This is a genomic window from Escherichia sp. WS1152 (assembly GCF_046487665.1).
GTDB lineage: Bacteria > Pseudomonadota > Gammaproteobacteria > Enterobacterales > Enterobacteriaceae > Escherichia > Escherichia coli.
In genome coordinates, this window is record NZ_JBJQJA010000012.1 from 75,335 (window position 1) to 89,074 (window position 13,740).

General features: G+C 53.6%; 12 protein-coding genes. 8 read left to right on the forward strand and 4 right to left on the reverse strand.

Going from position 1 to position 13,740, the window contains the following annotated elements:
• Nucleotides 1-161: 161 nt before the first annotated feature.
• The 3 genes from actP to acs all read right to left on the reverse strand — a co-directional run bounded on the left by actP (nucleotide 162) and on the right by acs (nucleotide 4,281).
• Nucleotides 162-1,811: a cation/acetate symporter ActP gene (gene actP / locus ACJHW7_RS17905; RefSeq protein ID WP_000832573.1), complete on the reverse strand. Its 1,650-nt coding sequence runs from the start codon at nucleotides 1,809-1,811 to the stop codon at nucleotides 162-164.
• On the reverse strand, nucleotides 1,808-2,122 hold the full coding sequence (locus ACJHW7_RS17910; RefSeq protein ID WP_001014565.1) for a DUF485 domain-containing protein: 315 nt from the start codon (nucleotides 2,120-2,122) through the stop codon (nucleotides 1,808-1,810). Before ACJHW7_RS17910 ends, actP begins: the two co-directional genes overlap by 4 nt.
• Before the next feature lie 200 nt (nucleotides 2,123-2,322).
• Nucleotides 2,323-4,281 (reverse strand): acetate--CoA ligase, encoded by a 1,959-nt coding sequence (acs, locus tag ACJHW7_RS17915; protein WP_000078209.1) that lies wholly within the window; start codon nucleotides 4,279-4,281, stop codon nucleotides 2,323-2,325.
• 392 nt (nucleotides 4,282-4,673) lie between these two features.
• Here acs and nrfA point away from each other — a divergent pair, with 392 nt between their 5' ends.
• The 8 genes from nrfA to gltP all read left to right on the forward strand — a co-directional run bounded on the left by nrfA (nucleotide 4,674) and on the right by gltP (nucleotide 12,704).
• The gene (gene nrfA, locus ACJHW7_RS17920) at nucleotides 4,674-6,110 is read left to right on the forward strand and encodes an ammonia-forming nitrite reductase cytochrome c552 subunit (protein ID WP_021557433.1); all 1,437 of its coding nucleotides are present in this window, start codon (nucleotides 4,674-4,676) and stop codon (nucleotides 6,108-6,110) included.
• 44 nt (nucleotides 6,111-6,154) lie between these two features.
• Entirely contained in the window at nucleotides 6,155-6,721 is a 567-nt protein-coding gene (gene nrfB, locus ACJHW7_RS17925; RefSeq protein WP_001295391.1) for a cytochrome c nitrite reductase pentaheme subunit, read from the forward strand.
• Nucleotides 6,718-7,389: a cytochrome c nitrite reductase Fe-S protein gene (nrfC, locus tag ACJHW7_RS17930; protein ID WP_000220281.1), complete on the forward strand. Its 672-nt coding sequence runs from the start codon at nucleotides 6,718-6,720 to the stop codon at nucleotides 7,387-7,389. The genes nrfB and nrfC overlap by 4 nt, the downstream gene beginning before the upstream one ends.
• Entirely contained in the window at nucleotides 7,386-8,342 is a 957-nt protein-coding gene (gene nrfD / locus ACJHW7_RS17935; RefSeq protein WP_000195171.1) for a cytochrome c nitrite reductase subunit NrfD, read from the forward strand. The genes nrfC and nrfD overlap by 4 nt, the downstream gene beginning before the upstream one ends.
• 19 nt (nucleotides 8,343-8,361) lie before the next feature.
• Nucleotides 8,362-10,080, forward strand: coding sequence for a heme lyase CcmF/NrfE family subunit (locus tag ACJHW7_RS17940; RefSeq protein ID WP_071781290.1), 1,719 nt, complete (start codon nucleotides 8,362-8,364; stop codon nucleotides 10,078-10,080).
• Nucleotides 10,073-10,456, forward strand: coding sequence for a heme lyase NrfEFG subunit NrfF (gene nrfF, locus ACJHW7_RS17945; RefSeq protein ID WP_001412060.1), 384 nt, complete (start codon nucleotides 10,073-10,075; stop codon nucleotides 10,454-10,456). The genes ACJHW7_RS17940 and nrfF overlap by 8 nt, the downstream gene beginning before the upstream one ends.
• A complete protein-coding gene (gene nrfG / locus ACJHW7_RS17950; RefSeq protein WP_410233569.1) occupies nucleotides 10,453-11,049 on the forward strand; it encodes a heme lyase NrfEFG subunit NrfG in 597 nt (198 codons plus the stop codon). Before nrfF ends, nrfG begins: the two co-directional genes overlap by 4 nt.
• 341 nt (nucleotides 11,050-11,390) lie before the next feature.
• Nucleotides 11,391-12,704 carry a glutamate/aspartate:proton symporter GltP gene (gene gltP, locus ACJHW7_RS17955; RefSeq protein WP_021557436.1) on the forward strand — a complete coding sequence of 438 codons (1,314 nt, stop codon included), beginning with the start codon at nucleotides 11,391-11,393 and terminating at the stop codon, nucleotides 12,702-12,704.
• Nucleotides 12,705-13,006: 302 nt separating this feature from the next.
• Here gltP and yjcO read toward each other — a convergent pair whose 3' ends face one another.
• The gene (yjcO, locus tag ACJHW7_RS17960; RefSeq protein ID WP_000719886.1) at nucleotides 13,007-13,696 is read right to left on the reverse strand and encodes a Sel1 family TPR-like repeat protein YjcO; all 690 of its coding nucleotides are present in this window, start codon (nucleotides 13,694-13,696) and stop codon (nucleotides 13,007-13,009) included.
• Between the last annotated feature and the right edge of the window lie 44 nt (nucleotides 13,697-13,740).

The following is a 13,740-nucleotide window of genomic DNA, read 5'->3' on the forward strand; positions in this document are numbered from 1 at the left end:
TAACAAGAAAGAAAAGGCATATTCTCTGCATTATCATTTTCTACGACTGTCAAAAATCGCTCATTTTTTAATGAGTTTATTTGTTTAATATTATGGGAAAAGGTGATGCATTTGGGAGAGGAAGAGTATTCCCCGGTCAGGCGACCGGGGAAGGGGAGATATTAATGTGCGCGGCCTTGCTCAACGCCAAAGCCGGTCTGGGAGCGGATAAACTGCGCACGGAACAGTTCACGCTCGCGCGCACCTTCCGCTGAGTTATCGGTTGCCGAGAAGAACCAGATGCCGAGGAATGCCACGGTGATAGAGAACAGCGCCGGGTATTCATAGGGGAAGATAGCCTTTTCGTGACCGAGGATCTGTACCCAAATCGTCGGGCCGAGGATCATCAGTACCACTGCGGTAATCAGCCCCAGCCAGCCACCCATCATCGCGCCACGCGTGGTCAGTTTCGACCAGTACATAGAAAGCAGAATGATCGGGAAGTTACAGCTCGCCGCGATGGCAAATGCCAGGCCTACCATAAAGGCGATGTTCTGATTCTCAAACAGCACGCCGAGGATAATCGCAATCACACCCAAAATCAGGACGGTGATTTTCGATACCCGCAGCTCTTCACGTTCGGTCGCGCCTTTTTTGAAGACGTTAGCGTACAGGTCATGCGAAACCGCTGATGCGCCCGCCAGCGTCAGACCCGCAACCACCGCGAGGATAGTGGCGAAAGCAACCGCTGAAATAAAACCGAGGAACAGGTTGCCGCCCACTGCATTCGCCAGGTGAACGGCCGCCATGTTGTTACCACCAATCAGATGGCCCGCCGCGTCTTTATATTCCGGATTTGCACCAACCAGCATGATCGCGCCGAAGCCAATAATAAAGGTCAGAATATAGAAGTAGCCCATAAACCCGGTGGCGTAGAACACGCTCTTACGCGCTTCGCGGGCATCGCTGACTGTAAAGAAGCGCATCAGAATGTGCGGCAAGCCCGCCGTACCAAACATCAGTCCTAGCCCCAGAGAGAGCGCGGAGATCGGATCTTTCACCAGCCCGCCCGGCTTCATGATGTCGACACCTTTCGGGTGTACCGCCATCGCTTCGCTGAACAGATTATTGAAGCTAAAGCCGACGTGTTTCATCACCATAAAGGCCATAAAGCTGGCACCGAACAGCAACAGCACGGCTTTAATAATTTGCACCCAGGTGGTCGCCAGCATGCCGCCGAACAGGACGTACATCATCATCAGCACGCCGACCAGCACCACCGCAATGTGATAGTTAAGGCCAAACAGCAGCTCGATCAGTTTACCTGCGCCCACCATCTGGGCGATAAGGTAAAGCGCCACCACCACCAGAGAACCACAGGCCGAAAGAATACGAATCGGCCCTTGTTTCAGACGATAAGAGGCTACATCGGCAAAGGTGTAACGCCCCAGGTTACGCAGACGTTCGGCAATCAGGAACAAAATGATCGGCCAGCCCACCAGGAAGCCCAGCGAGTAAATTAAGCCATCATAGCCGGAGGTAAACACCAGCGCGGAGATCCCCAAAAATGAGGCGGCGGACATATAGTCACCGGCAATCGCCAGCCCGTTCTGGAAGCCTGTGATATTGCCGCCTGCCGTGTAGTAGTCGCTACGAGAACGTACGCGTTTTGATGCCCAGTAAGTAATGCCGAGCGTAAACACGACGAAAATCAGGAACATAATAATCGCCTGCCAGTTCGTTGGCTGGCGCTCTACGGCCCCGCTAATAGCATCCGCGGCGTTAGCTGCGAAAGGGAGTGTGGCGGCAAGCGCCGTCAGAACTCTTTTCATGATGCTTGTACCTCATGCAGGACTTCGTTATTAAGACGGTCGAATTCGCCGTTCGCCCGCCAGATGTAGATACCGGTGAGAACAAAGGAGATCACAATCACTCCAACACCAATCGGAATACCGCGTGTGACGCTGGTGTTCGGATTCAGCGGGGTGCCCAGCCAGCCGGGCGCGAAGGCGATCAGTAAAATAAAGCCGATATAAACTGCCAGCATAATAATCGACAGGATGGTGGCAAACCGTTGCCGTTTTTCGACTAACTCCCTGAAATGCGCATTGTCTTCTATCCGCTGATAAATCGTACCATTCATCACAGATTCTCCAGAGGTAATGTAGGGATTGTTTTAATTCCCGCTCCCTTATGGGAGAAGGTTAACGCTCGGGTAACCCTTGCCGAATGTAGGCCGGATAAGGCGTTATACGCCGCATCCGGCAATCAATGCCTGATGCGACGCTGTCGCGTCTTATCAGGCCTACAAACCGTTACCGACTCGCATCCGGCAATTGTGGGTTACGATGGCATCGCGATAGCCTGCTTCTCTTCAAGCAGCTTCTCGACTACGCCAGGATCGGCAAGCGTCGAGGTATCGCCCAGGTTGCTGGTATCGCCCGCCGCAATTTTGCGCAGAATACGGCGCATAATTTTGCCGGAGCGGGTTTTAGGCAGGGAGTCGGTCCAGTGCAGCACGTCTGGCGTCGCCAGCGGGCCAATCTCTTTACGCACCCAGTTGCGGACTTCTGCGTACAGTTCTGGTGACGGTTCCTCCCCGTGATTAAGCGTGACGTAGGCGTAGATCGCCTGACCTTTAATATTGTGCGGAATACCTACTACGGCTGCTTCGGCAATCTTCGGATGCGCCACCAGCGCCGACTCAATCTCCGCCGTCCCCAGACGGTGACCGGAGACGTTCAGCACGTCGTCCACGCGCCCGGTTATCCAGTAATAGCCATCTTCATCGCGACGCGCGCCGTCGCCGCTGAAATACATATTTTTGAAGGTGGAAAAATAGGTCTGCTCAAAACGTTCGTGATCGCCAAACAGCGTACGCGCCTGACCCGGCCAGGAGTCGGTGATCACCAGACTGCCTTCGGTGGCCCCTTCCAGCGGGTTACCTTCGTTATCGACCAGCGCCGGTTGCACGCCGAAGAACGGACGTGTTGCCGAACCGGCTTTCAGCTCGGTAGCGCCAGGCAGCGGGGTGATCATGAAACCGCCGGTTTCGGTCTGCCACCAGGTATCGACCACCGGACATTTCTCGTTGCCGATTTTTTTCCAGTACCACTCCCACGCTTCCGGGTTAATTGGCTCGCCCACGGAACCGAGAATGCGCAGCGACGAACGGTCGGTGCCTTCGATCGCTTTATCGCCTTCCGCCATCAGCGCGCGAATCGCCGTGGGCGCGGTATAGAGAATATTGACCTGATGCTTGTCCACCACCTGTGCCATACGGGCAGGCGTCGGCCAGTTCGGTACGCCTTCAAACATCAGCGTGGTCGCGCCGCAGGCCAGCGGGCCGTACAGCAAATAACTGTGTCCGGTCACCCAGCCCACATCGGCGGTGCACCAGTAGATATCGCCCGGATGATAATCAAAGACATATTTAAAGGTCAGCGCCGCGTACACCAGATAACCGCCGGTAGTATGCAGCACACCTTTTGGCTTACCGGTAGAACCGGAGGTATAGAGAATAAACAGCGGATCTTCGGCGTTCATCTCTTCCGCCTGGTGCTGATCGCTGGCTTGCTCAACCAGGTCATGCCACCACAGGTCGCGCCCTTCCTGCCAGTCGATTTTTCCGCCAGTGCGCTTCAGTACCACCACATGCTCTACGCTGGTGACGTTCGGGTTTTTTAGTGCGTCATCAACGTTTTTCTTCAGCGGAATACTGCGCCCGGCACGCACACCTTCGTCGGAAGTGATCACCAGTCGTGAGTTAGAATCGATAATGCGCCCGGCAACGGCTTCCGGCGAGAAGCCGCCGAAAATTACCGAATGCACCGCGCCAATACGGGCGCAGGCCAGCATCGCAACCGCGGCTTCCGGCACCATCGGCATATAAATCGCCACCACATCACCTTTTTTAATGCCCAGCTCGAGCAGGGTATTAGCGAAGCGGCAGACGTCGCGGTGCAGCTCTTTATAGCTGATATGTTTGCTCTGGCTGGCGTCGTCACCTTCCCAGATGATGGCGGTACGATCGCCGTTTTCTTGCAGATGGCGGTCAAGGCAGTTTGCCGCCAGATTCAGCGTGCCGTCCTCGTACCATTTAATGGACACATTACCGGGGGCAAAGGAGGTGTTTTTCACCTTCTGGTACGGTTTGATCCAGTCGAGAATTTTTCCCTGTTCGCCCCAGAAGGTATCAGGTGCGTTAATAGATTGTTGATACATCGCCTCGTACTGCTGAGGGTTTATCAGGCAACGGTCTGCGATGTTGGCAGGAATGGTGTGTTTGTGAATTTGACTCATGCTTTTGTTCTCCTTGTAGAATGTTAATAATATGTGGCATAAGCGTTAAATGTAGGGGTATTGGCAGTTTTGTTTAGTATTTGGGCGACAGATCACGCAAAAGTAGAATTGTGCAAATAAACGGCAGGGTAATTTTTGAAGGTCAGCAACAAAAGTTGATTAATTCTTTGAGGAACATGCAGTTATGCATGCTGTTGAAAAAGAGGAAGATACTGACTAACTCTAAAGTGGTATTTTACATGCACTTACAATTGATTAAAGACAACATTCACAGTGTGGTTATTTGTTACACATAGGGGCGAGCAATGTCATGACAGTGTAGGTGCGGTTACTGTCGTGAAAAACAATAAAAACCGCCATTGCAACAATGGCGCAATTCGGATGAAGCCCCTATGACAAGGATAAAAATAAACGCACGCCGTATCTTCAGCTTATTGATTCCTTTTTTCTTTTTCACTTCTGTTCACGCTGAACAAACGGCTGCTCCCGCAAAAGCTGTAACTGTGGAAGCGAAGAATGAAACCTTTGCCCCGCAGCATCCCGATCAATATCTCTCCTGGAAAGCCACCTCGGAACAGTCAGAGCGTGTTGACGCCCTGGCGGAAGATCCACGGCTGGTGATCCTGTGGGCGGGGTATCCCTTCTCGCGCGATTACAACAAGCCGCGTGGACATGCCTTTGCTGTGACCGATGTGCGTGAAACCCTGCGTACCGGTGCGCCGAAAAACGCTGAAGATGGTCCGCTACCGATGGCGTGCTGGAGTTGTAAAAGCCCGGATGTGGCGCGTCTGATCCAGAAAGACGGCGAAGATGGCTACTTCCACGGTAAATGGGCGCGCGGCGGCCCGGAAATCGTCAACAACTTAGGTTGTGCCGACTGCCATAACACCGCCTCACCAGAGTTCGCCAAAGGCAAACCGGAGTTAACCCTTTCCCGTCCGTATGCGGCTCGCGCGATGGAAGCCATTGGTAAACCTTTTGAGAAAGCCGGACGTTTCGACCAGCAATCGATGGTTTGCGGTCAGTGCCATGTGGAGTATTACTTCGACGGCAAAAACAAAGCGGTTAAATTCCCGTGGGATGACGGCATGAAAGTCGAAAATATGGAGCAGTATTACGACAAAATTGCCTTCTCTGACTGGACTAACTCCCTGTCGAAAACGCCAATGCTGAAAGCGCAGCACCCGGAATATGAAACCTGGACAGCGGGCATTCACGGTAAAAACAACGTGACCTGTATCGACTGCCATATGCCAAAAGTGCAGAACGCCGAAGGCAAACTCTACACCGACCATAAAATTGGTAATCCGTTTGATAACTTCGCCCAGACTTGTGCGAACTGCCATACCCAGGATAAAGCTGCCTTGCAAAAAGTGGTCGCGGAACGTAAGCAGTCGATTAACGACCTGAAAATCAAGGTTGAAGATCAACTGGTTCACGCTCACTTCGAAGCGAAAGCAGCGCTGGATGCAGGCGCGACGGAAGCCGAAATGAAGCCGATTCAGGACGATATCCGTCATGCCCAGTGGCGTTGGGATCTGGCGATCGCTTCCCACGGCATTCATATGCACGCACCGGAAGAAGGTCTGAGGATGCTCGGTACGGCGATGGATAAAGCGGCGGATGCACGCACCAAACTGGCGCGCCTGCTGGCGACCAAAGGCATCACCCATGAAATCCAGATCCCGGATATCTCAACCAAAGAGAAAGCCCAGCAGGCCATTGGCCTGAACATGGAACAAATCAAGGCCGAGAAGCAGGACTTCATCAAAACGGTGATCCCGCAGTGGGAAGAGCAGGCACGTAAAAACGGTTTGTTAAGCCAATAACCCCGTTCCGCCTCGCAAGGGGCGGAAAACACAATGGAGTGAATATGAGCGTATTACGTTCGTTATTAACTGCCGGGGTGCTGGCGTCGGGCCTGTTGTGGAGCCTGAACGGAATTACCGCTACCCCTGCGGCGCAGGCATCTGATGATCGCTACGAAGTTACCCAGCAGCGTAACCCGGATGCCGCCTGTCTGGACTGTCATAAGCCAGATACCGAAGGTATGCATGGCAAACATGCTTCCGTTATCAACCCGAATAACAAACTGCCGGTCACCTGCACCAACTGTCACGGCCAGCCATCACCGCAACACCGCGAAGGGGTGAAAGATGTGATGCGCTTTAACGAGCCGATGTACAAGGTTGGAGAGCAGAACAGCGTCTGTATGTCCTGCCATCTGCCGGAACAGTTGCAAAAAGCGTTCTGGCCGCACGATGTCCACGTAACCAAAGTGGCGTGCGCCAGCTGCCATTCCCTGCATCCACAGCAAGATACGATGCAGACGTTAAGTGACAAAGGACGGATTAAGATTTGCGTCGATTGCCACAGCGATCAGCGCACCAATCCGAACTTTAACCCGGCGTCTGTTCCGTTGCTTAAGGAGCAGCCATGACCTGGTCTCGTCGCCAGTTTCTCACCGGCGTCGGCGTGCTGGCAGCCGTCAGCGGCACCGCAGGACGCGTGGTGGCGAAAACGTTGAATATCAATGGGGTACGTTACGGCATGGTGCATGACGAGTCGTTATGCATCGGCTGTACCGCCTGTATGGATGCTTGTCGGGAAGTGAACAAGGTGCCGGAAGGCGTCTCGCGCCTGACGATTATTCGTAGCGAGCCGCAGGGCGAATTTCCTGATGTGAAATATCGCTTCTTCCGTAAGTCTTGCCAGCACTGTGATCATGCGCCGTGCGTTGACGTCTGCCCGACCGGTGCGTCTTTTCGTGATGCCGCTAGCGGGATTGTCGATGTTAATCCTGATCTCTGCGTCGGTTGTCAGTACTGCATCGCCGCCTGTCCGTACCGCGTGCGCTTTATCCATCCGGTCACGAAGACGGCGGACAAATGCGATTTCTGCCGTAAGACCAATTTGCAGGCCGGTAAGCTGCCCGCGTGCGTTGAGGCTTGCCCGACGAAGGCGCTGACGTTTGGCAATCTGGACGATCCTAACAGTGAGATTTCGCAACTGCTGCGCCAGAAGCCTACTTACCGCTACAAGCTGGCGCTGGGAACCAAACCGAAGCTGTACCGCGTACCGTTTAAATACGGGGAGGTGAGCCAATGACGCAGACTTCCGCATTTCATTTTGAATCGCTGGTGTGGGACTGGCCGATTGCCATCTACCTGTTTTTGATTGGTATTTCTGCTGGTTTGGTGACGCTGGCTGTGCTGTTACGTCGCTTCTACCCGCAGGCGGGCGGTGCAGACAGTACGTTGCTGCGCACCACGCTGATTGTCGGGCCGGGCGCGGTGATCCTCGGTCTGTTGATCCTCGTCTTCCACCTGACAAGACCGTGGACCTTCTGGAAGCTGATGTTCCACTACAGTTTTACCTCGGTGATGTCGATGGGGGTGATGCTGTTTCAGCTTTACATGGTGGTGCTGGTGCTGTGGCTGGCGAAAATCTTTGAACATGATTTGCTTGCCCTGCAACAACGCTGGTTGCCGAAGCTGGGGATCGTGCAAAAGGTTCTGAGCCTGCTGACGCCCGTTCATCGCGGACTGGAAACATTGATGCTGGTGCTGGCGGTGTTGTTGGGGGCTTATACCGGTTTTCTGCTGTCGGCGCTGAAATCGTATCCGTTCCTTAATAACCCGATCCTGCCGGTGCTGTTCCTCTTCTCCGGCATCTCGTCCGGTGCGGCGGTGGCACTGATCGCCATGGCGATACGCCAACGCAGTAACCCGCATTCCACGGAAGCGCAGTTTGTACACCGTATGGAAATCCCCGTGGTATGGGGTGAAATCTTCCTGCTGGTGGCGTTTTTTGTCGGTCTGGCGCTGGGCGATGACGGTAAAGTGCGTGCGCTGGTGGCGGCATTGGGCGGCGGTTTCTGGACGTGGTGGTTCTGGCTTGGTGTCGCCGGGCTGGGGCTGATTGTGCCAATGTTGCTCAAACCGTGGGTCAATCGCAGTTCCGGCATTCCTGCCGTGCTGGCGGCGTGTGGGGCCAGTCTGGTCGGCGTGTTGATGTTGCGATTTTTCATTCTCTACGCCGGGCAGTTAACGGTGGCGTAAGCCAGAACAGAGGTGGTTTCTGGACGTATTCCTTCCTGAAGTCGGTTTTCTGGCGCTGTTGTTAAGTCTCGGGGTCAATGTGTTGACCCCGTTGACGGCCTTTGCGGGAGTGCGGTTGCGCTGGCCTGCCATGATGCGACTCACTTGCGTCGGCATTCTGGCGCAGTTCGCGCTCCAGCTGCTCGCCTTTGGCGTACTGACGTATTGTTTTCTCATCAGCGATTTCTCGGTCATTTATGTCGCGCAACATAGCTACAGCCTGCTGTCGTGGGAACTCAAGCTGGCAGCGGTGTGGGGCGGCCATGAAGGTTCGCTGCTGCTTTGGGTGCTGCTGCTTTCCGCCTGGAGCGCGCTGTTTGCCTGGCATTATCGGCAGCAAACCGATCCGCTATTTCCGCTGACGTTAGCCGTTTTATCTCTCATGCTCGCCGCACTGCTACTGTTTGTGGTGCTGTGGTCCGATCCCTTCGTGCGGATATTTCCACCAGCAATCGAAGGCCGCGATCTCAATCCGATGCTGCAACATCCCGGTCTTATCTTTCATCCACCGCTGCTTTACCTTGGCTATGGCGGTTTGATGGTAGCGGCGAGCGTGGTGCTGGCGAGTTTACTGCGCGGCGAGTTTGATGCGGCCTGCGCCCGAATTTGCTGGCGTTGGGCACTACCTGGCTGGAGCGCATTAACGGCGGGGATCATCCTCGGTTCCTGGTGGGCCTATTGCGAACTGGGCTGGGGCGGCTGGTGGTTCTGGGATCCGGTGGAAAACGCCTCTTTATTACCCTGGCTTTCTGCCACTGCGCTGCTGCACAGTTTATCCCTGACACGCCAGCGGGGGATTTTTCGCCACTGGTCGCTGTTACTGGCGATAGTTACTCTGATGCTGTCGCTGCTGGGCACCTTAATTGTCCGTTCTGGCATTCTGGTTTCGGTTCATGCGTTCGCGCTGGATAACGTCCGCGCCGTGCCGTTGTTCAGTCTGTTTGTACTGATTAGCCTTGCGTCTCTGGCTCTGTATGGCTGGCGAGCGCGGGACGGTGGCCCGGCGGTGCGTTTTTCGGGGTTATCGCGGGAAATGTTAATCCTCGCTACGCTGTTGCTGTTTTGCGCAGTGCTACTGATCGTGCTGGTGGGAACGCTTTATCCGATGATTTACGGCCTGCTGGGCTGGGGACGCCTCTCCGTTGGCGCACCGTATTTTAACCGCGCGACGTTACCGTTTGGTCTGTTGATGTTGGTGGTGATTGTGCTGGCGACGTTTGTCTCTGGCAAACGCGTGCAGCTTCCGGCGCTGGTAGCTCATGCGGGCGTGCTGTTATTTGCCGCTGGGGTCGTGGTTTCCAGCGTCAGCCGTCAGGAAATCAGCCTGAATTTACAGCCGGGTCAGCAGGTGACGCTGGCAGGATACACCTTCCGTTTTGAGCGCCTCGATCTGCAAGCCAGAGGCAATTACACCAGCGAAAAAGCGATAGTGGCACTGTTTGACCATCAGCAACGTATTGGTGAACTGACGCCGGAGCGGCGTTTTTATGAAGCACGCCGTCAGCAAATGATGGAACCGTCAATTCGCTGGAACGGCATCCATGACTGGTATGCGGTCATGGGGGAGAAAACTGGGCCGGATCGTTACGCTTTTCGTTTGTATGTACAAAGCGGTGTGCGCTGGATCTGGGGGGGAGGATTGTTGATGATTGCGGGCGCATTGTTAAGCGGATGGCGGGGGAGGAAGCGCGATGAATAAAGGACTTCTCACGCTACTGCTGTTATTTACCTGTTTTGCGCGCGCTCAGGTTGTAGACACCTGGCAATTCGCCAATCCGCAACAACAGCAACAGGCGTTAAATATTGCCAGCCAGTTACGTTGTCCGCAGTGCCAGAATCAAAACTTACTGGAATCCAACGCGCCGGTGGCAGTCAGTATGCGCCATCAGGTTTACAGCATGGTGGCGGAGGGGAAAAGTGAAGTCGAAATCATTGGCTGGATGACCGAACGCTACGGAGATTTTGTTCGCTATAACCCACCGTTAACGGGTCAGACGCTGGTGTTGTGGGCGCTGCCAGTGGTGTTGTTACTGCTGATGGCACTGATCCTCTGGCGAGTGAGGGCGAAGCGATGAAACGGCCTCAAATACCGGTGAAAATGCTGACAACACTCACGATATTGATGGTATTCCTCTGTGTCGGCAGTTATCTGTTAAGCCCAAAATGGCAGGCGATACGTGCGGAGTACCAGCGTCAGCGCGATCCGCTACATCAGTTTGCCAGCCAGCAAACCCCGGAAGCGCAGCTTCAGGCATTGCAGGATAAAATCCGCGCTAATCCACAAAACAGCGAACAATGGGCGCTACTGGGCGAGTACTATCTGTGGCAAAACGATTACAGCAATTCGCTGCTGGCGTACCGTCAGGCGTTGCAACTACGTGGTGAGAACGCTGAACTGTATGCGGCGCTGGCGACGGTGCTTTATTACCAGGCCAGCCAGCATATGACCGCCCAGACTCGCGCAATGATCGACAAAGCCCTCGCGCTGGACTCTAACGAAATCACCGCTCTGATGCTGCTGGCTTCCGATGCGTTTATGCAGGCGAATTACGCGCAAGCCATCGAACTATGGCAAAAAGTGATGGATCTCAACTCACCCCGGATCAACCGGACACAGCTGGTCGAGTCGATTAATATGGCGAAACTGTTGCAGCGGAGATCGGATTAATCATCTGGTGATGAAGATTATGTTATTGAGCTGCATAAAAAATAATCGAATGAACATATGTCAAAAATAATCACTAATCAGTATTATTGCAGATTAAACAAATAAAAATCTTTCCATAACAAATGGTTATTCATTAATCCTGCCATAAACTCGCGTTATTATGCATTAATGCAGCGAAAAGCTCTGTTGTTAAAGGGTTGCGCAACATACCGCGCAAATGATACTGATCATAAGCGTTAAAAAAATCTACAAACCAACGCAACACAATTCATGCCCTGGCAGTATGTCACGTTCTCGCGTTTCTGAACGGGGAACGGCGCTCCATTGAGGAAGTTATTCTGATGAAAAATATAAAATTCAGCCTGGCCTGGCAGATTCTGTTTGCTATGGTGCTGGGCATTCTCCTGGGAAGCTACCTGCACTACCATAGCGACAGCCGCGACTGGCTGGTCGTCAATTTGCTCTCTCCGGCGGGTGATATCTTCATCCATTTGATCAAAATGATTGTTGTGCCGATTGTGATCTCCACGCTGGTGGTGGGTATCGCGGGTGTTGGTGATGCCAAACAGCTCGGGCGTATTGGCGCGAAAACCATTATCTACTTCGAGGTGATCACCACCGTCGCCATCATTTTGGGGATCACTCTGGCGAACGTCTTCCAGCCCGGTGCCGGGGTGGATATGTCGCAGCTGGCGACCGTCGATATCTCGAAATATCAGAGCACTACGGAAGCGGTACAAAGCAGTTCCCACGGCATTATGGGCACGATTTTGTCGCTGGTGCCGACGAACATTGTGGCGTCGATGGCGAAAGGCGAAATGCTGCCGATCATCTTCTTCTCGGTGCTGTTTGGTCTGGGGCTTTCTTCCCTGCCCGCGACGCATCGTGAACCGCTGGTGACCGTGTTCCGCTCCATCTCTGAAACCATGTTTAAAGTGACTCACATGGTGATGCGTTATGCGCCGGTGGGTGTGTTTGCGCTGATTGCGGTGACGGTGGCTAACTTTGGTTTCTCTTCTCTGTGGCCACTGGCGAAACTGGTGCTGCTGGTGCATTTCGCCATTCTGTTCTTCGCGCTGGTAGTGCTGGGCATTGTGGCGCACCTGTGCGGGTTAAGCGTCTGGATCCTGATTCGTATTCTGAAAGATGAGCTGATTCTGGCGTACTCCACTGCCAGCTCTGAAAGCGTACTGCCGCGAATTATTGAGAAGATGGAAGCCTACGGAGCACCGGCGTCGATCACCAGCTTCGTGGTGCCAACCGGTTACTCTTTTAACCTTGATGGTTCGACGCTGTACCAAAGTATTGCCGCTATTTTCATCGCTCAGCTGTATGGCATTGACCTGTCCATCTGGCAGGAAATCATTCTGGTGCTGACGCTGATGGTGACCTCGAAAGGGATTGCTGGCGTGCCTGGCGTGTCGTTTGTGGTGTTGCTGGCAACGCTGGGTAGCGTAGGTATTCCGCTGGAAGGTCTGGCGTTTATTGCCGGTGTTGACCGTATCCTCGACATGGCGCGTACTGCGCTGAACGTGGTGGGTAATGCGCTGGCGGTGCTGGTGATTGCCAAGTGGGAACACAAATTTGACCGCAAAAAGGCGCTGGCTTATGAGCGTGAAGTGCTGGGCAAATTTGATAAAACTGCGGATCAATAATTGAAGATTGCCGGGGTTATCCCCCGGCAATGTGTGGATGCCTGATGCGACGCTGGTGCGTCTTATCAGGCCTACGCCAGACAGCGCAATAGCCTGATTTAGCGTGATTTTGTAGGTCGGATAAGGCGTTTACGCCGCATCCGACATCAACGCCTGATGCGACGCTTGCCGCGTCTTATCAGGCCTACGCCAGACAGCGCAATAGCCTGATTTAGCGTGATTTTGTAGGTCGGATAAGGCGTTTACGCCGCATCCGACATCAACGCCTGATGCGACGCTTAACGCGTCTTATCAGGCCTACCTTAACCGTTGGTTAATTTTTCAAACTCTTCACACCCGGTATCAAACCCTTCCATACAGCTCAGGTTCAACCAGTGCAGCGCCTTTTGTTTATTCTTCTCGATAAAACCTTCTTCACCGTTTAAGAACATCATTCCCGCCCAGTACTCGGAATAACCGGTTCGGGAAATTGCAGAGCTGCGTTTGAAATACCAGGTTGCCTTGTCATCGTCGGCCTTAATGCCCACGCCGTTGGCGTAAATCAAACCAAGCAGCATTTGGGCATCGACGGCAGAGTCGTTCTCCAGATCTTCCGAGGCGTTTTCTAACAGCGAAATCGCCTTTGGATAATCCGGTTTGCCCGCTTGAGTATTTACCAGAATATGCGCCAGCGTTACTTCACCTTCTTTACTGCCCGCTTGCGCCGCTTTCTCTGCAAGAACTTTTGCTTGTGGATAGTCCAGACTGACCGGATTGGTGATTTTGATCTGCGCCAACAGCGCGCAGGCATCAGCATCACCGCTGTCGGCGGCTTTCTGTGCCCAATATTCGGCTTTGCTCAAATCGCCGGAGCTAAACCAGCTGTCGGCAAGAAAATATTGTGCGCGTCGGTCCCCGGCCTCTGCTGCCTTTAAATACTGGCTGCCAGGCTCGGAGTCGTTGGCGTGGGCAAAGAATGTCAAAAACAACATCAATGCGATAATTTTTTTCATTTTGATAATACGATTGGGTAGGGAGTAACCAGTATAAAGAGTTC

What these genes read in the sequence shown, in the direction of transcription:
- nrfA (WP_021557433.1), top strand. Translation starts at nt 4,674, where the DNA reads ATGACAAGGATAAAAATAAACGCACGCCGTATCTTCAGCTTATTGATT.
- nrfB (WP_001295391.1), top strand. Translation starts at nt 6,155, where the DNA reads ATGAGCGTATTACGTTCGTTATTAACTGCCGGGGTGCTGGCGTCGGGC.
- nrfF (WP_001412060.1), top strand. Translation starts at nt 10,073, where the DNA reads ATGAATAAAGGACTTCTCACGCTACTGCTGTTATTTACCTGTTTTGCG.
- nrfC (WP_000220281.1), top strand. Translation starts at nt 6,718, where the DNA reads ATGACCTGGTCTCGTCGCCAGTTTCTCACCGGCGTCGGCGTGCTGGCA.
- ACJHW7_RS17910 (WP_001014565.1), bottom strand. Translation starts at nt 2,122, where the DNA reads ATGAATGGTACGATTTATCAGCGGATAGAAGACAATGCGCATTTCAGG.
- nrfD (WP_000195171.1), top strand. Translation starts at nt 7,386, where the DNA reads ATGACGCAGACTTCCGCATTTCATTTTGAATCGCTGGTGTGGGACTGG.
- gltP (WP_021557436.1), top strand. Translation starts at nt 11,391, where the DNA reads ATGAAAAATATAAAATTCAGCCTGGCCTGGCAGATTCTGTTTGCTATG.
- nrfG (WP_410233569.1), top strand. Translation starts at nt 10,453, where the DNA reads ATGAAACGGCCTCAAATACCGGTGAAAATGCTGACAACACTCACGATA.
- actP (WP_000832573.1), bottom strand. Translation starts at nt 1,811, where the DNA reads ATGAAAAGAGTTCTGACGGCGCTTGCCGCCACACTCCCTTTCGCAGCT.
- acs (WP_000078209.1), bottom strand. Translation starts at nt 4,281, where the DNA reads ATGAGTCAAATTCACAAACACACCATTCCTGCCAACATCGCAGACCGT.
- yjcO (WP_000719886.1), bottom strand. Translation starts at nt 13,696, where the DNA reads ATGAAAAAAATTATCGCATTGATGTTGTTTTTGACATTCTTTGCCCAC.